At 36.5% G+C, this 22499-nt stretch carries 15 protein-coding genes; 9 read left to right on the top strand and 6 right to left on the bottom strand.

Going from position 1 to position 22499, the window contains the following annotated elements; genetic code table 11:
* The 3 genes from SP041_RS12125 to SP041_RS12115 all read left to right on the top strand — a co-directional run.
* On the top strand, positions 1 to 4484 hold a 4484-nt coding region (locus SP041_RS12125), incomplete at its 5' end, for a VCBS domain-containing protein (protein ID WP_137297864.1).
* Between the two features lie 103 nt (positions 4485 to 4587).
* The gene (locus SP041_RS12120) at positions 4588 to 5928 is read left to right on the top strand and encodes an HlyD family efflux transporter periplasmic adaptor subunit (RefSeq protein ID WP_025563567.1); all 1341 of its coding nucleotides are present in this window, start codon (positions 4588 to 4590) and stop codon (positions 5926 to 5928) included.
* On the top strand, positions 5928 to 8045 hold the full coding sequence (locus tag SP041_RS12115; RefSeq protein ID WP_025563568.1) for an HlyD family efflux transporter periplasmic adaptor subunit: 2118 nt from the start codon (positions 5928 to 5930) through the stop codon (positions 8043 to 8045). The genes SP041_RS12120 and SP041_RS12115 overlap by 1 nt, the downstream gene beginning before the upstream one ends.
* Positions 8046 to 8209: 164 nt before the next feature.
* On the opposite strand, the gene SP041_RS12110 is transcribed toward SP041_RS12115, so the two are convergent.
* On the bottom strand, positions 8210 to 8557 hold the full coding sequence (locus SP041_RS12110; RefSeq protein ID WP_025563569.1) for an antibiotic biosynthesis monooxygenase: 348 nt from the start codon (positions 8555 to 8557) through the stop codon (positions 8210 to 8212).
* 371 nt (positions 8558 to 8928) lie between these two features.
* Between SP041_RS12110 and SP041_RS12105 the strand changes: the two genes are divergently transcribed.
* Both SP041_RS12105 and SP041_RS12100 read left to right on the top strand, forming a co-directional pair.
* Positions 8929 to 9864 (top strand): slipin family protein, encoded by a 936-nt coding sequence (locus SP041_RS12105; RefSeq protein WP_025563570.1) that lies wholly within the window; start codon positions 8929 to 8931, stop codon positions 9862 to 9864.
* A 10-nt stretch (positions 9865 to 9874) separates the two neighbouring features.
* Positions 9875 to 10330, top strand: a complete 456-nt coding sequence (locus SP041_RS12100) for an NfeD family protein (protein WP_025563571.1) — start codon at positions 9875 to 9877, stop codon at positions 10328 to 10330.
* A 471-nt stretch (positions 10331 to 10801) separates the two neighbouring features.
* Here the strand turns inward: SP041_RS12100 and yeiP are convergent, their stop codons facing one another.
* From yeiP to SP041_RS12085, 3 genes are all read right to left on the bottom strand, one after another.
* Positions 10802 to 11368: an elongation factor P-like protein YeiP gene (yeiP, locus tag SP041_RS12095; RefSeq protein ID WP_025563572.1), complete on the bottom strand. Its 567-nt coding sequence runs from the start codon at positions 11366 to 11368 to the stop codon at positions 10802 to 10804.
* 23 nt (positions 11369 to 11391) lie between these two features.
* A complete protein-coding gene (locus tag SP041_RS12090) occupies positions 11392 to 11718 on the bottom strand; it encodes a TusE/DsrC/DsvC family sulfur relay protein (RefSeq protein WP_025563573.1) in 327 nt (108 codons plus the stop codon).
* 116 nt (positions 11719 to 11834) lie between these two features.
* Positions 11835 to 14030 (bottom strand): FUSC family membrane protein, encoded by a 2196-nt coding sequence (locus SP041_RS12085; RefSeq protein ID WP_025563574.1) that lies wholly within the window; start codon positions 14028 to 14030, stop codon positions 11835 to 11837.
* A 299-nt stretch (positions 14031 to 14329) separates the two neighbouring features.
* On the opposite strand from SP041_RS12085, the gene folD reads away from it, so the two are divergent.
* Positions 14330 to 15184: a bifunctional methylenetetrahydrofolate dehydrogenase/methenyltetrahydrofolate cyclohydrolase FolD gene (gene folD, locus SP041_RS12080; protein WP_025563575.1), complete on the top strand. Its 855-nt coding sequence runs from the start codon at positions 14330 to 14332 to the stop codon at positions 15182 to 15184.
* A gap of 90 nt (positions 15185 to 15274) precedes the next feature.
* On the opposite strand, the gene trxB is transcribed toward folD, so the two are convergent.
* The gene (gene trxB / locus SP041_RS12075) at positions 15275 to 16225 is read right to left on the bottom strand and encodes a thioredoxin-disulfide reductase (RefSeq protein ID WP_025563576.1); all 951 of its coding nucleotides are present in this window, start codon (positions 16223 to 16225) and stop codon (positions 15275 to 15277) included.
* A gap of 180 nt (positions 16226 to 16405) precedes the next feature.
* Entirely contained in the window at positions 16406 to 19453 is a 3048-nt protein-coding gene (gene rne / locus SP041_RS12070; protein ID WP_025563577.1) for a ribonuclease E, read from the bottom strand.
* A gap of 327 nt (positions 19454 to 19780) precedes the next feature.
* Here rne and rluC point away from each other — a divergent pair, with 327 nt between their 5' ends.
* The 3 genes from rluC to SP041_RS12055 all read left to right on the top strand — a co-directional run bounded on the left by rluC (position 19781) and on the right by SP041_RS12055 (position 22482).
* Positions 19781 to 20719 carry a 23S rRNA pseudouridine(955/2504/2580) synthase RluC gene (rluC, locus tag SP041_RS12065; RefSeq protein WP_025563578.1) on the top strand — a complete coding sequence of 313 codons (939 nt, stop codon included), beginning with the start codon at positions 19781 to 19783 and terminating at the stop codon, positions 20717 to 20719.
* Between the two features lies 1 nt (position 20720).
* Positions 20721 to 21365: an HAD-IA family hydrolase gene (locus SP041_RS12060; RefSeq protein ID WP_025563579.1), complete on the top strand. Its 645-nt coding sequence runs from the start codon at positions 20721 to 20723 to the stop codon at positions 21363 to 21365.
* A gap of 139 nt (positions 21366 to 21504) precedes the next feature.
* The gene (locus SP041_RS12055; protein WP_081695356.1) at positions 21505 to 22482 is read left to right on the top strand and encodes a glycosyl transferase family protein; all 978 of its coding nucleotides are present in this window, start codon (positions 21505 to 21507) and stop codon (positions 22480 to 22482) included.
* The last annotated feature ends 17 nt before the right edge of the window (positions 22483 to 22499 follow it).

Below are 22499 nucleotides of genomic sequence, written 5' to 3'. Positions count from 1 at the left end.
TTAGCTTCACGGCAACTGATCCTGATGGCCAAGCAGTGACACAAGCAATTGTATTTACTGTTAACCCAGTAAATGATGCACCGACCTTAGCGGATGTGACGACTGCCATTGCTGATACAGCAGCAGCGGATAGCTTCGATGCAACTACCGGTACGTTAACAGCAAGTGATATTGATGACACAGCCTTTACTTACGACTTCACTGACGGCACTGATACCCATGTGGGTACGTACGGAACATTAACTTTAGCAAGCGATGGCAGTTACAGCTTTGCGCCAAACGCAGGAGCGATTGATGCGTTATCAAGCGACACCACTGAAACCTTCACGGTCCGTGTCACTGACAGTGGCGGCGATACTGGTATTGATAATGCGTTAAGCGATACTGCGACGTTTACGATAGATATTACGGCAGTGAATGATACGCCTGTTGGTAGCACAACTATTCCTGACCAAACACAAAACGAAGACTTTGCTGATTACACAGTTGATTTAAAAAATTATTTCTCTGATGTTGAAACCTCAACAGATGAGCTAATTTATAGTGCAATAGGTAATGAAAATATTGGGATTAGTATCGTTGATGGTATTGCAACTATTAATAGTACAACTGAAGATTTTACTGGTGTTGAAACCATTACTTTCTTTGCAGAAGATGCTAATGGTTCATTAGTATCACAAGATGTTACATTTACTATTACACCTGTTAATGATGCGCCAACTATTATCATCGATGATGTTGAAGGTGAGATCGTTGCTGGTGAGCTTAGCGATAGTGGTTCAATTTCATTTGCTAATGCTGATGAATCAGAAACATTAACCGTATCTGATCAAGTTGAATCTATTGTTGCCTCTTCACAAAATGGTGACTCAATTTTACTAACAGAGGAACAAGAAACTCAATTAAGTGATGCATTTACTATTATTACAACAAGCTTTAATAGCAGTGAAGGTATTGTTAATTGGGATTATACATTACCTGAAGGTCAATTAGACTTCTTAGATGAAGGTGAGTCAGCAACTGCTACGTTTACAATCACAGTAACGGATGATTTAGGCACTGCTTCGAGTCAAAATATTAGTATCACATTATCAGGTACTGGCGATACACCCGTTATTCAAGCAATTGATGTTGTTGGCGGCGTTACTGATGGTGCAGAAACACTTAATGATAGTGGGTTTATTACATTTACTGATGCGGATTCATCTGCAACATTAGATGCAACGGAAACAATTAAAGCGATCACTGCTTTAGATAGAGATGGTGAATTACTGGTACTCACCGGTGATCAACTAAGTAATATCAGCAATGGTTTTAGTATTACAGAACCTGCATCAAATACGAATGATGGTACTGTCAATTGGGATTACTCATTAGCTGATGATGTATTAGCGTTCCTCGGAGAGGGCGAAGAAATTACAGCCGTGTTTACTATTATTGTTACTGATAATAATGGCGAAGAAGCGAGTCAAGATATTACACTTACTTTATCTGGAACAGGTGATAAGCCTGAAATCCAAGTAGTTGATGTAGTAGGAGAAATAACTGACGGACAACTTAGTGATAATGGTTCAATTACCTTTACTAATGATGATTTATCAAATCGTCCTATTGCCTCGGATATCGTTAAAGGAATTGAGGCATTTAATGTATCAGGCGAAGCACTTACATTAACTGAAACTCAATTGGCTGATATTGGTAATGCATTTAGTGTGAGTGAATTATCATCAAATACCAATAATGGCACAGTAAATTGGGATTACACTTTATCTGAAGGTCAACTCGACTTTTTAGATGAAGGGGAAACAGTTACTGCGACATTTACTATTATTGTCACCGATGACCTCGGTACCACAGATACTCAAGATGTGGTTGTAACGTTAACAGGAACTGGGCATCATCCTGAGATTCAACCTGTAGATATAGAAGGTGAAATAGTCGATGGCCAAGGTGGATTAAATGATAATGGCTCTATCACCTTTACCGATGTTGATTTATCAGCAATATTAAACGCGTCAGAGGTAACGAAATCAATTACCGCTGCGATTATTAATGGCGAAGAGTTTTTATTAACCGACGCTCAATTAGCTGAGATCTCAAATGCATTTAGCCTTACTGAGGGAGAGTTAAATACTAATGAAGGTACAATCAATTGGGACTACACTTTAGAAGATGGCGCATTAGCATTTTTAGGTGAAGGCGAAACAATAACCGCTGTATTTACTATTATTCTGACTGATAATAATGGAGGAACTGATAGCCAGGATATTACTATTAGTATGACTGGTATTGGTGACTCCCCACAAATAGATATCGTTGATGTTACTGGTGAAATAGCCTCAGGAGAGCTAAGCGATAGTGGGTCTATTACCTTTACTAACGCAGAGCTATCAGAAACAGCTGTTGTGTCAGATAAAATTAAGTCTGTTATAGCGACGACTGAGGATGGTGAATTAATTGCCTTGTCCGATGAGCACTTTGCTCAATTAAGTGAGGCATTTAGTATTATAACAACTAGCTTTGATAGTGGTGAAGGCGTTGTTAATTGGGATTATACATTACCTGAAGGGCAATTAGACTTCTTAGATGAAGGGGAATCTGCAACTGCCACTTTTACTATTATTGTGACAGATGATTCGGGAGCAGCAGCTAACCAAGATATAACTATTACGTTATCTGGTTCAGGAGATGCGCCTGTTATTCAGCCAATTGATACTGTTGGTGAAATTGTTGATGGAGCAGAGACACTTACAGATAGTGGTTCGATTACCTTCACTGATGCTGATTTATCGGGAACCTCTGATGCAACAGAAGTGACGGAAGCGGTTGTTGCATTAAATCAAGCAGGAGAAGTACTCACATTAACCGAAGCGCAATTAATCAGTATTAGTAATGGTTTTAACATTACAGAAGCTGATTCTAATACCAATAACGGGACAGTTAATTGGGACTATGCCGTATCACAAGATACGTTAGCATTTCTAGGTGAAAATGAAACGGTTACTGCTACCTTCACTATTATTGTCATTGACAACAATGGTGAAGAAGCTAGTCAAAATATAACCGTTACATTAACTGGCACTAATGATGTCCCAGAGATACAAGTTATTGATGTAGTAGGTAATATTGTTGATGGAGAAAGTATCAATGAGAGTGGAACGATTACGTTCACTGATGCTGATTTATCTGCTACTGCTACCGTTTCTGAAGCGACGAATTCACTCAGTGTGACGAGTTCAGATGGTGAAGAGATCCTTCTAACACAAGAACAATTAACTGAATTCAGTAACGCATTTACTATTTCTGAAGATCCATTAAATACAAATAATGGCATAGTTAATTGGAATTATACATTAGCTGATGGAGCAGCCGCTTTTCTTGGTGAAGGTGATGTTATTAATGCAGTGTTTACCATTACCGTCATGGATAATAATGGAGAAGCAGTTACTCAAGATGTCAGTATTAATTTGGTTGGTAGTAATTCATCAATTGTTGTATCAAATGATAATATAGACCTTTCTGAGTTAGCATTTGGTACTGATTTAACAGTAGATGTATCATCACAATTTACAGATATCGATTTAACCGATGAAATTTCATTTGAGGTGTCAGGTTTACCTAATGGATTGGTCTTTGATCCACAAACAGGCGTGATATCTGGCAGCTTAGATGATATCGGTGTCTTTGATATTGTAATAAGTGCTAGCGATGGATCTGAAGTAGTTAACAAAGAGTTTTCAATTGAAATAATTGCTCCATCGATCGTTGTTCCAGATATTACTGAATCTACTTCAAATGATACGCCATTCATTGCAGAGGAAGCAGGGGAAAGTGATAGTGGATCATTTAATACTAATTCGGACTCTGTTGATGCAAATGAACTTGAGATAGACATTGTTAGAGAAGGGAATGATGAAGAAATAGCCACTGAAGTGGTTGTATTAGATGAGGTTGCCTCTACTAATACATTACAAGCAGACTTCAAAGGAAGAGCTTCGGAAGGAATTGTTAGAAGCGACAATGTCATTGTTTCTGTTAATGAGAGTGGTCAGATTAGTTTTGACGATACTGTTGAAACAGTGGATTTCAAACTTCAAAAAATTGGTTTTGAATCAGGTATCATTACTATTGATATCAGTGATGATTATCGTTCACAACAGGAAGTGTACACGGGTAGTTATGGTGAAGAAGGTAAAGCTTTACCAGATGGTTTATTTATCAACTACTTGACTGGGCAAATTTCGGGCACTATTCCGGATGAGATTTTAGATGAAGAGGGCAATGTTGAATTAATTATTTCTGCTTATAATGATTCAACAAATGAGACACGAATTTTAATCATTAAAATCAATATGGAGCAAATAAAACAAATTACTACTGAGTCAGATAATTCAGCTTATGTGCCATTGAGTGAGCAATTGAATATGCAAAACGACAAAGTTAATCAATATGGCCATGATTTAGAAAAATTATTTAGTGCGTAATCAATAACTTGAACTATGCTTGAAGATACGGTGCTTTGACGTTTATCGCTGAGCACCGTCTCTATGTTTAACATGTTAATTCAACTTATTGAAAGGGCTTAATTTGAAAAATATTGCTCAACTATTACAACTTGAGGAAAACTGTCGTAACAGCGAAGAGATAAAAGAGCTAGCTTATATTATTGTCAATGAAACCAGAGAACTGGTGTCGTACGATCAAGGGATATTATTATCACATATGGATAATAAGTTAACTGTTGAAGCTATTTCAGATGTATCAGTTGTTGAAACAACATCTCCATTCACGCAATGGATTAATGATGTCGCTAAACGCTTAGTTAAACTTGATAGTTCATCGTCTTTACGTGTTGTCAATGTAGAGAAAGATTTAACCGAACAACAAAAAACTGAAATGAAAGATTTTAGCCCAATGAATTTGTTATGGGTGCCGTTAAAAATGACACGACAAAATATCGAAATTGAGTATTATCTTCTTTTATTTAAAAATACTGTTTGGCAAGATAAAGAAAAAGCACTGCTTAAACATATTGCATCTTCTTACCGTTATTTCTTATTCTCATTATATAAATCTAATTTTAAGCTTTGGCGTAGAAGTAGTTCTTTCATCAGCAAATATGCCAAATTTTTTGTCATCATTATTATTTTACTGATGTTCTTACCCATAAGACTTACTGTTTTATCACCGTTAGAAGTCAAAGCTAAAGATCCTGTTGTTGTTACGTCTCCATTAAATGGAGCTGTAGATACAATTACAGTACTACCTGATCAAGTAGTTAAAAAAGGTGATTTATTAGTTAAATTAGAAAGTGTAGATTTTAAAAATAGTTATATTATTGCAGAAAGAACGTTTGAAGTCGCGAAGGCTCAATTACATACAACTAAGCAGAACAGTTTTATAGACTATAAATTAAAATCTAAAATTGCTGGTTTCGAAGCCGAAGTTAAATTAAAAAAAGCTGAAATGGACTTTGCTAAAATTCAATTTGATAAAACGATTATTAAAGCTGAAGATAATGGCACTATTGTAATTAATGACCCAAATGAATGGAGTGGTAAACCTGTTGTTGTTGGTGAAAAAATATTGCTAATTGCAAATAAACAGAAGATACAAATTCAAATAATGCTACCAGTGACGGATGCCATTTTTTTAAATGACAATGCACTAGTTAAAATATTTTTCGATAACGATCCGTTAAATACTTGGAATGGCAAAATATCTCAAATTTACTACGAGCCTGAATTAACCCCACAAAGCATCTTATCTTATAAAATTATTGCTGACTTTGATCAGATTGATGAAAATGGGTATATCCCTAAAATTGGCCTTAGAGGGACGGCTAAAATATATTCAGACAAAGTTACCTTATTCTTTTATTTATTTAAGAAACCCATTACTTCAATAAGACAATGGGTTGGTTGGTAATGGAGCAAGTAGACGAACCTGCTCTTCCTAAATTGAGACAAGATTTAAAAGTTCTCGAAACTTCTGCTGGCGAAGATGGATCAAAAAGGTGGTTACTTTTTGATCCTATTCAAAATAAATATTTTACAATTGCCATTGATACTTTTCAGTTGATTTCAAAATGGGATAATAATAAAACGGCTAGTGAATTAATTGCTGACTTACTCGTTCAAGGTTATGAACTTGATCAAGCGAGTTTAGATGTGTTTATTCAATTCATTGTTGGTAGTGGATTAACCGTTACCGATAACTACCAAGGTGTTTTAAGACTGATAAATGTAGGTAATCGTAACCATCGTAATGCTTTTAAATGGTTATTACATAATTACCTTTTTATTAGAATTCCCCTTTTTAAGCCTGATAGATGGCTTAGTAAGCAGTTACCTACTGTCACGTTTTTTTATAGCCAACTTTGGCAGAGTATTGTCTTCCTTATGGGATTTATCGGGGTTTTCTTAGCTTTAAGAAATTGGGATGTTTATATAACGACATTTCAATCCTTCTTTTCTAAAGAAGGATTATTCTTCTACATCATTTCCCTCATATTCATAAAAAGTCTTCATGAGCTGGGACATGCTTTTTCTGCCAAAAGGTATGGTTGTAAAGTGCCTTCGATGGGTGTTGCATTTTTAGTATTATTTCCTGTGTTGTACACGGATACAACAGATTCTTGGAAGTTACGATCAAGATATCAACGTTTAAATATAGTGTTAGCCGGTGTAAAAGTAGAATTATATATCGCCATGATCGCTACTTTCCTTTGGTCATTTACACCTGATGGCGTTTTAAATAGCATTTTGTTCATGCTTGCTACAACAAGTTGGATCACTTCAGTGTTATTAAATATTAGCCCATTTATGCGGTTTGATGGTTATTACGCTTTGTCAGATTGGAGTAATAGTGAAAATTTGCAACCACGTTCTTTCGCAATGGCTAAATGGTATATCAGAAAAAGAGTATTGGGTTTAGTAGAAGAAGCACCTGAATATATTAATCGCGGTAAACGTAATTTTTTTATTATTTACGCAATATTAACAGCAATATATAGATTCTTTTTATTCTTAGGTATCGCTATTCTAGTTTATTATTTTGCGTTTAAAGTATTAGGTATTATTCTTTTTATTGTTGAAATAATTTGGTTTATATTGTTGCCAATATATAAGGAGTTAACCATCTGGTGGAATAAAAGAGATAAAGTCTCACTCAACAAAAATAATGTAATATCGATGCTCGTTATTTTAACTATTCTTCTTGCCCTTTTTATTCCTTGGAATAACAAAGTTTATTTACCTGCTATTTTACAAGTTAAAAACTATGCTGATATTTATCCTAGTAAAGATGCACAAATTACTTCGATAAATTTTAAAAGTGGAGAGCAAGTAAAAAAAGGTGATGTGTTAGTGACGTTGAACTCTCCAGTTCTATCGTTATCTATTGAAAAAAATAGACAACAAATATCATCTATCAAACAGGAGTTGAAAAAAAATGCGAGTTCAAGAGAGGTCTTGTCACAAAGCTATTTATTAGCAGAGAGTCTAGTACGTAAAGAAAAGGAACTAGAAGGGTTACTTGAACTGAAAAATAATTTGACCATGACAGCGCCTTTCGACGGGTACATTTATTTTAATGATAGCTATAACGTTAACCAATGGGTAAATACTAAGCAATCTATCCTGTCAATTTATAATGTAGATGATTTAAAGATAAGGGCATTTTGTCCGGAAAATAGAATAAAAGATATTGATATTACATCTACGTCCTACTTTGTCTCCAATATTGATGAAGTAGATACAATAGAAGCTGATATTTATTCTTTGTCTCAAGTTTCAACACCTTATTTATCTTACCTTGAGCTAAGTTCTGAATATGGTGGTGATATAGCAACGAGAAATGATGCACATAAAAGAATGTATAGTGAAGATGCCTATTACCAAATAAATGCAAATGTACTTAATAATAATAGATTATTTAAAATGAGAACCAAAGGTACGTTGGTTGTAAGTGGTGTTAGACGTAGTGTTGCTGAAATATTTTTTGTAAAAACAATGTCTGTGTTAATAAGAGAAAGTGGTTTTTAAGCGCTAATATATTTATAAAGGATATAAAGCAGCTGAGATTGGTTACATATCGTTAATAACTAACTTAAAAGCTTACTTACCATATAATACCAAGCGCCTGTAGATATTATTTAGTATTATATGGTAGGTAATAACTTACCTTTATTTAAACATTACTGTCTAGATTATAAATTAGGTGCGTCATAATTTTTTGGTTGATCGCTATATACACATACATTGTGAGATTCGACTAAGCCATCCTCTGCAACACATTGTTGTTCAAAAAATGCAACAATCTCTTTGCGCTGACAGTGCGCTTCAAAAGCCGTTTTATTTGCCCAAATTTCATTAAATACTAAAGGAAAACTTTCTCCTGCCGCAAAGTCACTTTGTATATGACGGGTTGCTAAGTATTGAATACAACCATCTTCTCGTTGTGAGTTAGGCTCAAGTGATTGTAGTATTTTAAATAATGCCTCTTCTTGACCAGGTTTGGCTCTAAACATTGCAATGCAGTAAATTTTTTGTGACATGTTACTTTCCTAATAAAATGGGTGTGATAGTTAGATATCTTTAATGTAAGGGGATCCTATTCGCTTTAACCTCGCTTATTTCAACTTAAGTATTTATGTGACTTTTATGTCGATAATCTGCGTATAGTATTAATTGTAATGAGAATCTGATTGATAATGATATCTTGCCATACCTGCTTTAAGCTTTGATGTTGACGGATTATTGCCATAGTTTGACATAAATAATGGCAACATAAAAACTAATGTAGTGCACGAATCACAATATTTAAGTGCAACATTTTATGTTAACGATAGAGAGTAATGAGTTGTGTTATTTAATGAGGCAACACGTTATTATCACTTAATTATATAATTTTACTAAAGGAATTAATATGGACCTCTTATTTGAATACATCTTCAATATACAAGTTTTTATCCTAGTGTTAGTTGTTATCATCTTAAAAAAATCAATTATCTTTGTGCCACAAAATCGTGCCTTTTTAATTGAACGGTTTGGTAAATATCAATCGACTCGTGAAGCAGGTCTAAACTTTCTTGTTCCTTTTATTGACCATATTGGTGCAGATCGTTCGTTGAAAGAACAAGCTGTTGATGTACCAAGCCAAAGTGCTATCACTAAAGACAATATTTCGTTAAGTGTTGATGGTGTGCTGTTCTTCAGAGTGCTAGATCCACATAAAGCAACTTATGGTATCGATGATTATGTTTTCGCGGTAACGCAGTTATCACAAACAACGATGCGTTCTGAATTAGGTAAAATGGAATTAGATAAAACGTTCGAGGAACGCGATGTACTGAATACTAATATTGTTGCATCAATCAATGAAGCAGCAGGCCCATGGGGTATTCAAGTGTTACGTTATGAAATTAAAGATATTGTGCCACCGGCAACCGTGATGGAAGCGATGGAAACACAAATGAAAGCGGAGCGTGTTAAACGAGCTCAAATTTTAGAATCTGAGGGTGATCGTCAAGCGGCTATTAACGTTGCTGAAGGTCAAAAACGTTCAGTAGTCTTAAAAGCAGAAGCTGAAAAAGAAGAACAAGTACTGCAAGCTCAAGGTGAAGCAGAAGCGATTATTGCTGTTGCAACGGCTCAAGCAGAAGCATTAAATCGAGTTGGTGAAGCTGCTAATACTGACGCAGGTCAAAAAGCTATTCAGTTAGATCTAGCGACTAAAGCGATTCAAGCTAAAGCTGCCATTGCTAAAGAATCATCAGTGGTATTATTACCTGATAGTGGTAATGATGCGGCGTCTATGGTTGCACAAGCAATGACCATTATTACTAGCTTAAATAAAAAATAAAGGCTGATATATGGAATATATTCTTTTACATTTACCGCAGGCTTTAGTGGTACTGGGTCTTATTCTTTTAGCAATTGAAGTACTGGTTTTGGGGTTTTCAACATTCGTTTTATTTTTTGTTGGGTTCGGTACGATTATTACTGGTATTTTGATGGTACTTGGTGTTTTACCGGCGACGATGCTTAATGCTTTATTGGCAACCGCTATTATATCGACAATCGTTGCTTTAATTAGCTGGCAACCGATGAAACGATTACAAAATAAAGGTGAAGTGCACCAAGTAAATAATGGCATGATTGGCGAGCAGTTTACATTGTCTGAAGATCTTTTAATGGGAAAAACGATTAACCATCGTTACTCAGGCATTGATTGGAAAGTGAAAGCAAATGAACCTTTGAGCGCTGGCACTGAAGTAAAAATTACGGCTATGCAAGTGGGTTTATTGACCGTTGAACAAGTTATTTAGGTTGTAAATATTGTAAATGTAGAAATATGGCACTGTTGTACTTAATAACACCAAACTACAACAGTGCCTGAAATATACAGTGTTATGACGTAAACAAGTGGTTTACGTTGTATCACTTTCTTACCGTTAATCCTGCTTATTTATCCTTTCTTTTGTAAAAACTAATTTTTAATACAACTTAATATTCTTTCACTTTCTTTTTAGCTCTTTGTTTTTAAAACCATCTTATTTAAAGGGATTGTATGTCGAAGGAGGTACTCGTTGTGATTTTATACTCATTTTAATTTTTCTATAAAAATGATTTAAAGAGTAGGGCGTTGACATTTATATATAGAAGGTAAATGTAAGTAGATAAGCGTGAAATGGCTATAAAAAAGCCGATAAAATTATCGGCTTATGAAGGTTAATCAACGCATTATCTGCAAGCTTTCTGGTGAACAAAACGAGCTTACAAAATAGCGCTACATGAGGTTATGCACGGCCCATGAATTTCTTTTCGGTTGTATTAACACGGATTTTGTCGCCCGTTGAAATATGCTCAGGTACTTGCACTGTTAAGCCAGTTGATAAAATAGCTGGTTTTGTACGAGCAGTTGCAGAGCCACCTTTAATAGAAGGGTCTGTTTCTACAATCACTAAATCAACACTTGCCGGTAATTCAACACCTACTGGTGCACCATCAACAATAACAACTTGTAAACCTTGTGTATTTTCATCAATAAATAAAACTTCATCAGCGATGCTGTCTTTATTTAAGTTGTATGGCGTGTAATCTTCGCTATCCATAAAGACTAGTTCATCACCATCAAGGTATGAAAACATAACATTACGGCGAATTAAGTCTGCTAATGTAAGCATGTCACTGTCTTTGAATGTTTCATCTGTTTTTGCACCAGAAACAACATCGTACATACGCATACGATATAAACTACCGCCTGCACGACCTTGAGGTACTGAACGTTCGATGTCTTTAATAATGTAAACACTGTTGTTAAATTCAACTGCAGTATTCTTTTTGATATCACTTGCCTTAGGCATATTAACTTTCCTTTATATTGTGCTTATATACATCGCGCTGGTTTAGGTAAACCAGCAATTTTAGTGGCTTGCTTCGCTGGGCCATCTGGGAATAATCTGTATAAATAACGGCTATTGATTTTTTCTTTACCGTATTTGTTTTGCATCGCTTTGACCAGTGCTCGAATTGCTGGTGAAGTATTAAATTGCTCATAAAAATCACGAACAAAATAGATAACTTGCCAGTGTTCATCTGTCATTGCTATCGTTTCTAATTGTGCTATTGCATCTGCTAATGCTACATCCCACTGTGTTGAGTCGAGTAAGTAACCTTGTGCATCTGTTGCAATTTCTTGACCATTAAATATCAAGTCTAATTCCTTTACCTAGTGAGCGCTTTATTGGAGCAAAATTCTATATTAAAAGTGATAAATTGCCTATCCTAAAAAGAGCAATCTTTTACATTGTTTACACTTGTACAAGTTATTCAGGCAAGCGAAGGTGATTCGCGCTGTGCTCTACGTTCAATTTTTTGTAAAAGTGCTTGTATATCTAACGCGGTAAAAGCAATCAATCGTAATTGTTCAACAATTAATTTAGATTCATCTGACATTGTCTCTTTATATAATTGAAATGACTCAATTTCAATTTTTTCAATCGCAGTCTCTTTTAATTCAGGGCGGTAGGTATATAAAATTTGCTCTGAAGTGGCGACAAAAAGTTGCTTTAATAGCGCTAAATCCTGTTCTGATTCAATCTTATGGCGATGTGAAGAGAGGGCTGCAATATAGCAATTTAATGCATCACAACGATTAACTAAACCAAAGACTTCTTGTTTTAGATGTTGTTTTGAATTAGGTTCAAAAAGCATGCTCTGCCAAGCAGAAGTCAATGCAGCATCCGATTTGAATGATGCAAACCGAGTTTGGCGGAATATAATGCTTTCACTTCGCCCAAACTGATATTGCTGTGCTATTTGTTTAAAATAACGACTACTATTGAGCAAATGATTATTTACTAAAGCAGGGAAGCGTTTGAATTGCCAATCAGGGTAAATAAAGCTAATCGCTAAAAAGCTTAATACACAACCAATTAACGTTTCATAAATGCGTGCGTATAAAACATCAATACCGGAAGGAGCCAGGAGATTAGTTAATATCATTACAAATAAAGTAATAAATATAACGGCTAAACCGTAATTTGTTCGTACGTAGTTAATGAATAAGAATGCTGAAACGACCATTAATATTGATTGTAATATCTCATTTTCAATCATGATAAAAACTGGAAAGCTCAGTAGTATGCCTAATAGTGTACCAAAACTTCTCAATGTAAGACGTTTACGTGTTTCACTGAAACTAGGCTGACAAACAAATAACACGGTTGATAGGATCCAAAAACCATTGTTAAGTTGAAACTGCACTTGGATAAGGTAAGCAATTACTAATGAGAGACTAATACGCACGGCATGTTTAAATACCGGTGTTTTTTGTTTATAGGCTTTTCGGATTGTTTTCCAGAAGTTAAGAGGTTGCTTTTTCTCGCTATCGACAACAATCACTGGGTTTTCTTTATTATTAATAGTTAAAGAATGCAGCAGGTTATCTATCCCATTCAGGTTGTCGTAAATAGCTTGTAAAGCTTGCATGGCCTCTTGATTATTATCGAATAATTGTAATTTTTGTTTTAATACATAAAGTTGATCAGCAAGGGCTTCTATTGTCCACTTTAAACGACGTGAATGTTGGTATCGTTTTTTTTCACTAATATTTGCCCCTACTTGATGACAATCGGTACTTAATTGTAAAAGTAGTTGGTGAAACCCTTCTAGTATTTGGCTTCGACCAAAGGTATTTTCTAATTGACTATATAAATATTGGCTAGCACTAATACGCTCATGAATTTGTTCTGCGACTAAATAATATTGGTTCAATAAACTTAATTCTTGTTGTCGTCTATTCGCTTTGTATTGACCTTTTATCATGCTTTTAGAGGATTCTAAACGCGCCATAATACTGATGTTTAAAACGGCTAGTTTCTGTCTCGTATCAATAATGGCTTGTTTGGAATTGCCTTTTTGTGCATCAAATAAGTCTGACTTTTGTAATTGATATCGGCTTATCGCATAAAATAGCTGTGAGAGTTGTTCTCGCAAGGTTCTGTTAGGACTTAAATGCGACCAATAAATCGCAAATAAACCATACCAGAGTGCGCCGATAGCTAATAAAAGAGGTTGTTCAAACCAAACGACGTTAGCTTTGTGCCCTATCATGGTATAGATAGCGATTAAAATCGCACCAAAACCAATCTTAGTATAATGCGTCCCAAGACTTGCTAACATCATAAAAGCAAAGCTAGAAATACCTAAACCGAGGGCAAAAAAAGTAGGGTAGGGTAATAACAATTCAACACTTGAGGCTGCAATAAAGAAGCAAGCGATAACCGTCGCAATGAATTTCTTTCTCTCCTTAGTGTTTTCATCAACTTCAACAATCGCACTGGCCATTACACCCAAACAAAGTGACAGTGAAACCGCTAAATTAGATTGTTCAAATAAGCCTAGATGAAAGTCAAATAATGCAGGTATAAAGGTGCATGCCATTGCAATGACAACACGAAATCCAGAGTGTGCGTTAGAGTCAGAAATTAATCGTCTAAGCATTAAAGCAAAAGAGTATTGCATGTACTATTTCTCATTAGCGTGGTTAATAGCAATCAGTGTCGGCACAGGATCATTGCTATTGATAAAATACTTGGGTTAAGTGTTAATAACCTATATCGAGCTCGTATAGTTAACTTATCATCATTATCGATGACTTTATAAAGCTGAATCACAGCATAAAAAAAGGTTGTGAATCAAAGAGTTGATTTTAACCTTAATTCTTAAGCTTAAGTTACTAATTTTTGTATCTTTGATGTGACATTTTAAGTGAGTTTTGCGACAATAGCGTCGAATTTTTTAACTAAAAAGAGTAATGTTTGATGTCTGCACAAATCATTGATGGAAAAGCGATTGCTGCTAAGGTTACTGATAAAGTAGCTATTGGGGTTCAAGCCCGTAAAGACAAGGGGTTACGTGTACCTGGTCTGGCTGTAGTGTTAGTGGGCGGAGATCCTGCTTCGCAAATTTATGTACAAAGTAAACGCCGTACCTGTGAAAAAGTAGGATTCACTTCTAAAGCATTCGATTTACCAGCAACGACATCTCAACAGGACTTATTAGCACTTATCGATGAACTGAATGAAGATTCAACGATTGATGGTATTTTGGTGCAATTTCCATTACCTGAAGGTTTGGATGAAACATCAGTGATTGAACGTATCAAACCAAGTAAAGATGTCGATGGCTTTCATCCTTACAATGTTGGCCGTTTAGCACAACGTATTCCATTATTAAGATCATGTACACCACGCGGAATGATCACGATGCTTGAGTCAATTAATATTGATTTACATGGTAAACATGCGGTTGTTGTTGGTGCATCAAACATTGTGGGTCGCCCAATGACATTAGAGCTTTTGCTCGCAGGTTGTACAACAACGACGTGTCATCGCTTTACTAAAGACCTTGAATACCATGTACGACAAGCTGAGATATTAGTCGTTGCACGTGGTAAAGCTAACTTTATCCCAGGTGACTGGATCAGAGAGGGCGCTGTTGTCTTAGATGTGGGTATTAATCGTTTAGAGAACGGGAAAATCACCGGTGATGTAGATTTTGAAACGGCAAAAGAAAAAGCGGCTTGGATTTCGCCTGTACCTGGTGGGGTTGGTCCAATGACAGTTGCCACGTTAATTGAAAATACATTATTCGCTTGTAACGAATATCATTCTTAAAATGAATAGCCATTAAAATAAAAAAGACTGCAAATGCAGTCTTTTTTTATATTTGGCTGTGTATCTAAATATCTCTCAATGATCTAGGATTTATAGATTATCTAAATATCTTTCAGCATCTAACGCAGCCATACAACCCGTTCCTGCAGAAGTGATTGCTTGACGGTAAATATGGTCAGAAACATCACCCGCAGCAAATACACCTGGAATAGTGGTTTGAGTTGCGTTACCTTCACTACCTGTTTGTACTTTCAGGTAACCGTGATTCATCTCTAATTGATCAACAAACATATCAGTATTTGGTTTATGACCAATAGCAATGAATACGCCCATTACTTCTAATTCTTCAGTTTTATCAGATAATGTATCTTTTAAACGTAAGCCTGTTACGCCCATATCATCACCTAATACTTCATCTAAAGTACGGTCTGTATGTAACACGATGTTACCGTTTTTAACTTTTTCGTTTAAACGGTCTAATAAAATTTTCTCTGAACGGAATGTAGTACGACGATGTACTAAATGCACTTCAGAAGCGATGTTAGAAAGGTATAGCGCTTCTTCAACAGCGGTATTACCACCACCAACAACCGCTACTTTTTGATTACGGTAGAAAAATCCATCACAAGTTGCACATGCCGAAACACCACGCCCTTTAAATGCTTCTTCTGAATCTAGACCTAAGTAACGTGCAGAAGCCCCTGTTGCAATGATTAATGCATCACAAGTATACGTGCCTGTATCACCTTTAAGTGTAAAAGGAGGCTTAGTTAATTCAACTTCGTTGATATGATCAAAAATGATCTCAGTATCAAAACGTAAAGCATGTTCTTTCATACTTTCCATTAAACCTGGACCTGTCATATCAGCTGCACCGCCTGGCCAGTTTTCAACTTCAGTTGTCGTTGTTAATTGTCCACCTTGTTGCATACCTGTAATTAATACTGGTTTAAGGTTAGCACGAGCTGCATAGACGGCAGCTGTATAACCTGCAGGGCCTGATCCTAAAATCAATAATTTGTTATGTATAGTTTCGCTCATATCGTTACCTTGAATAATGAAAAAACAGATCAGCTAATGTGTCATGCTGACCTTAATAATTAATAAATTATGCTAATACTAAACTTTTAGCACATAAACTTCAGTAAAAAAAAACGGATACTTCATAGAAATATCCGTTTTTATTAATAGGTATCACCTACTAAAATGTTACCTACTAAGTTATAGCGATGTTTTTACTGTGTCACTACTTGCTTTATTACTTGCAAATGAACTACCAGCTTGTTGTGTTGCTTTTACAATTGCTTGGCGTTCTGTTGCTGCAACAATTGTAATCTCTTTAGATAAATCTAATGGCTCTGAGATTGTCTTCACCGTTGCTGATGTAGATTGACCTTTAGCGATACTAACTGTTCCACTTTTACTTGCTGGCACTGTCGTTGCTTTAGGTGCTTCAGTTGCTTCAGTTTTTGCAGGCGTCACATTGACTTCTTCTGCTTTAACTTCAACTTCTTCCACTTTAGGAGCTTCAACAGCGGCTTCAGCCATTGCTGGTACTTCAACTTTAGGCTCTTCAGTTTTTGTCTCTTCAACAGCTGCTTCAGTAACCGCAGGTGCTTCAACTTTAACTTCTTCAACGATAGGTGCCGTTGTTTCAGTGGCAACAGGAGTAGCAATTTCTTCTACTTTAGCTGTTGTTTTAGCTTTTTCTACTGGCAAGATCTTTTGTGCTTGTGTCACAGGAGATTGCTCAGCGATTTGTTGAAGTTGTTCAACTTCTTGCTGTGGTGTTTTATTGTCAGCAGTTTCATCAACTGTTTTAGCAACGGGAACGGTTGCTTTTACATTTGCTGTATCAGAGTCTGAGTTCGTATCCGTTTCTGGGTAACGACTTGTCACTGCTTGAGCTTGTTGATCATCTTGCTGATCACGCTTGTTACGTTGTCCATTATTACGTAAATAACGAGAACGACGCTGCGGAATCTCAACAGGTGTGTAACCTTCATCATTTGATGATGGTACGTTATCTGTAGTCTCTGTTTCAGCTGAGTTGTCTGCAGTAACAGGCGCTTGATTTGCTTCAACTTTTTTAGCTGCTTCAGGTGATTTTCTCACTTTAGCTTTAGGCTTTTTAGTGTCAACGTTTGCTTTAGGCTGAATTGTTACATCTACATTAGTATCAGCTACTTCTGAGTTGTTATTTTCAACTGTGCTTTCTGCTACGTTTTCAGGCTGTTGAACACGAACTTTTTTACGCATGTTACGACGTTTGCGACGAGCCACAACCACTTCTTGAGTATTCGTCTTTTCAGTACTTTCTGGAGAAGGTTTTACTTCATTCTCATACTTTTTAGTTTGTTGTGTTGGTTTACGATCCGAAGGCTTACGATCTGAAGGTTTACGGTTACCGCGACGTTCAGTTGAGCTATCCGCTGGTTTTTCATTGCGGTTACGGTTTGGGTTACCTTTCGTATTACGAGGGTTACGCGGAGTACGGTTCGGTTCAGTTTTTGGTTCGGGTTTTGCTTGAACTTCTGTTTTAGCTTCAACTTTTGAATCGTCACTGAAGAATTTCACTATTGCATTAATAACCTTAGTGACTAAAGACTCTGAATTATCAGGGGCTTTTGTTACTGGTGATGCTTTAGTTTCAACTTTAGCAGCAGGTGTTTCTTTAGTTGGTGCACTAAATCCGCTTAATAAAGGCTCTTCTAGTTCTTCATGCTCTTTTTGAGCAATATTAGGAACATAAACTGTATGTTGCTTTTCTAACGCATCGTAATTGATGTCTTCTTTACCATCTTTACGTGTACGTTTAACTTCGAAATGAGGCGTTAATAAGTTTGCATCAGGTACGATGTAAACTTCACATCCATGACGGTTTTCAATTTTAGCCACTGCTTTACGTTTTTCATTAAGTAAATAAGCAGCGACGGCAACGGGTACTCGAGCTTGGATTTGAACTGTATTTTCTTTTAAGCCTTCTTCTTCAATTAAACGAAGAATAGCTAAAGATAATGAGTCATTATCACGAATAGTACCTTGGCCATGACAGCGAGGACATACACGAGAAGCTGATTCACCTAGAGAAGGGCGGATACGTTGACGAGACATTTCCATTAAGCCAAAACGAGAAATTCGACCTAATTGGATACGTGCTCTATCTTGACGTACTGATTCACGCATTCTATTTTCAACTTCACGTTGATGGCGAGCAGGTGTCATATCGATAAAATCGATAACCACTAAACCACCTAAATCACGTAAACGTAGTTGACGCGCGATTTCTTCTGCTGCCTCTAAGTTCGTGTTGAATGCTGTTTCTTCGATATCACCACCACGTGTTGCACGTGCAGAGTTAATGTCGATAGAGGTTAATGCTTCAGTCGGGTCAATGACAATTGAACCACCAGACGGTAAACGTACTTCACGTTGGAAAGCTGATTCAATTTGGCTTTCTACTTGGTAATGTGTAAATAGTGGGATTTCACCTTGGTATAATTTAAGGCGATTTACGTAGTCTGGACGCACCATTTCGATATGACTTTTAGCCGTTTCAAATGTTTTTGCGTTATCGATAACAATTTCACCGATATCACGACGTAAATAATCACGAATTGAACGTACAATGACGTTACTTTCACGGTGAATTAAAAAAGGAGCTGATTTAGTTTTTGACGCTTGGTCAATCGCTTGCCAATGATTAACAAGGACATTTAAATCCCATTCTAATTCTTCAGCTGATTTACCAACACCAGCAGTACGAACGATTAAGCCCATGCCATTTGGTAGTTTAAGGTCGGATAAAGCGGCTTTTAATTCAGAACGTTCATCCCCTTCGATACGACGAGAGATACCGCCAGCACGTGGATTGTTTGGCATTAATACTAGGTAGCTACCAGCTAAACTAATAAAGGTAGTTAAAGCTGCACCTTTATTGCCACGTTCTTCTTTTTCAATTTGAATAATAACTTCTTGGCCTTCTTTAATAACATCTTTGATGTTAGGGCGGCCTTTGAATGAATATCCTTCTGGGAAGTAGTTGCGAGCAATTTCTTTAAGCGGTAAAAAACCATGGCGCTCAGCACCGTAATCTACAAATGCAGCTTCTAAACTTGCTTCAACACGTGTGATTTTACCCTTATAAATATTTGCTTTCTTTTGTTCGTGACCAGGACTTTCGATATCAAGATCATACAGCTTTTGCCCATCTACTAGGGCTACACGTAACTCTTCTGCTTGAGTTGCGTTGATTAACATTCTTTTCATTTGTGAACTCTTGTTTAATTTTTTCGTTGTTTTTATATGTACTAACTGTTTTTTGCATGCTGACCTCATGTCTGGTTATACAATCTCTCGACTGGAAGTATTCTGAGGTGCGTTAAAAGCGGATACAAAAAATGTTAAATCAAAATTAATTTAACATGGCAGCGTTACATTCTAATCATTTGATTTGCTTTCATAATAGCTATGCCTACCAGCGACTTTATAGTCATAAAATCACGAGGCATTAACTTTGTTATTGTCGCATTTATATCTACTTACAAGCAACAAAGTTTTTATATATTATGCGATCAGGCGTGATAAACTTAACGAATGGAACAGATAAATCACTCAGTACGCATTATTGACATCGCTCAAGAAAATGCACAACAACGCATCGATAACTTTCTTCGCTTACATCTTAAGGGCGTGCCTAAAAGCATGATCTATAGAATAGTGCGTAAGGGAGAAGTTCGAGTAAATAAAAAACGCATTAAACCAGATTATAAATTACAGGTTGGCGACAGTGTTCGTATCCCGCCTGTTAAAGTTGATCCTGACAATGCGTTACCGTCACCTAAACTTAACATTATTAAGAACTTAGAGTCAGAGATTGTTTATGAAGATGAAGGTTTAATCATTCTTAATAAACCATCAGGACTCGCCGTTCATGGTGGAAGTGGTTTGGACTTTGGCGCCATCGAAGGATTACGCGCATTACGACCTGACGCTCGATTTTTAGAATTAGTACATCGTCTTGATAAAGCAACGTCAGGGTGTTTATTAATTGCTAAAAAACGCAGTGTGTTACGTGCATTACATGAACAACTTCGTCAAAAAACCATGAAAAAGCAATATTTTGCTTTAGTAAAAGGGCAGTGGAATATAAAAGACCGCTTAGTCCGTGAACCTCTATTAAAAATTCCTCAAGATTCCGTGGTTAAAGTGAGTCCGTTAGGAAAAGCATCAGAAACACATTTTAAAATTGTTCAACGTTATGACGGTGCTACATTAGTTGAAGCGAGCCCAGTGACTGGCCGAACACATCAAATTCGTGTTCACGCGGCTTGTAAAGGACATAATATTGCTTGTGATGAACGTTACGGCGATAAAACCTTTGATAGTAAAATGAAAGCATTAGGGTTGAATCGACTATTTTTACATGCAGCTCATATTACTTTCTTTCACCCTGTGCTTGAGAAAAGAATGACCGTAAGTGCGCCACTTTGCCCTCGTTTAGAGGAATTATTAGAGAAGTTACAGCGAAGCTAATATGAGATATCAATTAATTATTTTTGACTGGGATGGAACCTTAATGGATTCCATTGATAAAATTGTTCTGTGCATGCAACAAGCTGCCAAACAGCAAAAGCAAACAATACCTGCAGAACAGGCGGTGAAAAATATTATTGGTTTAAGTTTATTAAAAGCGATGCAACAACTTTTTCCAAACGGTTCATTAACTGAACATGCGTTATTAGTTGAAGCGTATCGAGATCAATATAATAGAATGCATGACATCGACACGCCTTTTTATGATGGTATTGCTGAGTTATTAATTAATCTGAAAGTACAAGGGTATACGCTTGCTGTTGCAACAGGTAAAGGGCGTAATGGGTTAAACCGCATGATGAGCAAAACAAATACTGAACATTTGTTTTCAGCCACAATATGCGCTGATGAATCTAGTTCGAAACCAGATCCATCGATGATTTACGCCTTATTAACAGAATTGAATATAAACCCATCGGAAGCTTTGATGGTGGGTGATTCAAGTTATGATTTAGATATGGCTGCTAATGCCAGTGTAAATAGTCTAGGCGTTAGTTATGGCGTGCATGGTCGCGATATCTTAATGTTGTCTAAACCCGTTGCGGTTGTTGATTGCTTAGCGACGCAACTATATGACTACATTTAATCACTGTTTTTAACTGTGCTGTGACCGGATCATTAGTCAATAGCTGTTACTGACAAATAGTTAATAGTTAATAGTTAATTGTTAGTCGATCTTTTAACTTACGTCTTTGTGAAATATTCATCGATTAAAAGGAATGATAATGTTTAGTGAATATATTAAATTAACGGGTCGTGGTGAAAAAGGCCGTCGTCCTTTAACCATGGATGAATCAAAACAAGCCTTAACTGATTACTTAAATGGCGATGCTACTTTATTACAGTTAGCTGTATTGTTGATGTTACAACGTGTTCGTTGTGAAACTCCCGAAGAAGCTGCCGGCTATATTGCAGCACTGCGTACTAAAGTTTCAAATGATTGGCATAGATTAACACCTGATCTTGATTGGCCATGTTTTGCGGGCAAAAAAAGACAGCCACCTTGGTTACTGTTAGCCGCTAAGTTGCTTGCTGCCAATGGCGTGAAGATATTTTTACACGGTCACATGACGGTTGATTTAGTGAAATACCAAGTTGAGTCAGCCTGTCCTTTACTTAACATTGCTATTGCCGACACACCTGAGAAAGCTAAAATTGCGTTAGAAAATGATTCATTGGTGTATGTGCCTTTATCAGCTTATTGCCCTGAACTCATTGAATTATTGGCACTACGCGAGCAAGTTGGTTTACGTACTCCACTTAATACGGTTGCTAGAAGCGTCAATCCAAGTAATGCGCCCTACAGTATTCATGGCGTATTTCATAAAAGTTATGAAAAGATTCATGCACAAGCTGCATTATTAAATAATGAACACAGCATTATTGCATTCAAAGGAGAAGGTGGAGAAAGTGAAGTTAATCCTCGTGTTTCTACTTTGGCTTGTGGTGTAACGCAAGTAAATGGAAAAGCTCAATACGTTGAGCAAGATTGGCCAACGTACTTAGAAGATTTTTCAGGTGCTCATACAGAAGTGTCTGCCGAGTACTTGTTGAAGGTTTGGAATAAAGAGATTGAAGATGCTTATGGAGATGCTGCTGTTATCACTACTGTTGCAATGGTATTAAAGCAAATGCAGCCCGATAGTTCGCAAGATGAAGCATTACAAAAAGCAAAAAAACTATGGGAAAGTCGAACGGTTTAAGGCTTTCCAGTGAGTGT

The organism is Psychromonas sp. SP041 (genome assembly GCF_000470315.2).
Taxonomy (GTDB): domain Bacteria; phylum Pseudomonadota; class Gammaproteobacteria; order Enterobacterales; family Psychromonadaceae; genus Psychromonas.
Note: the sequence above shows the minus strand (reverse complement) of the source record. Positions and strands in the feature narration are given on the sequence as shown.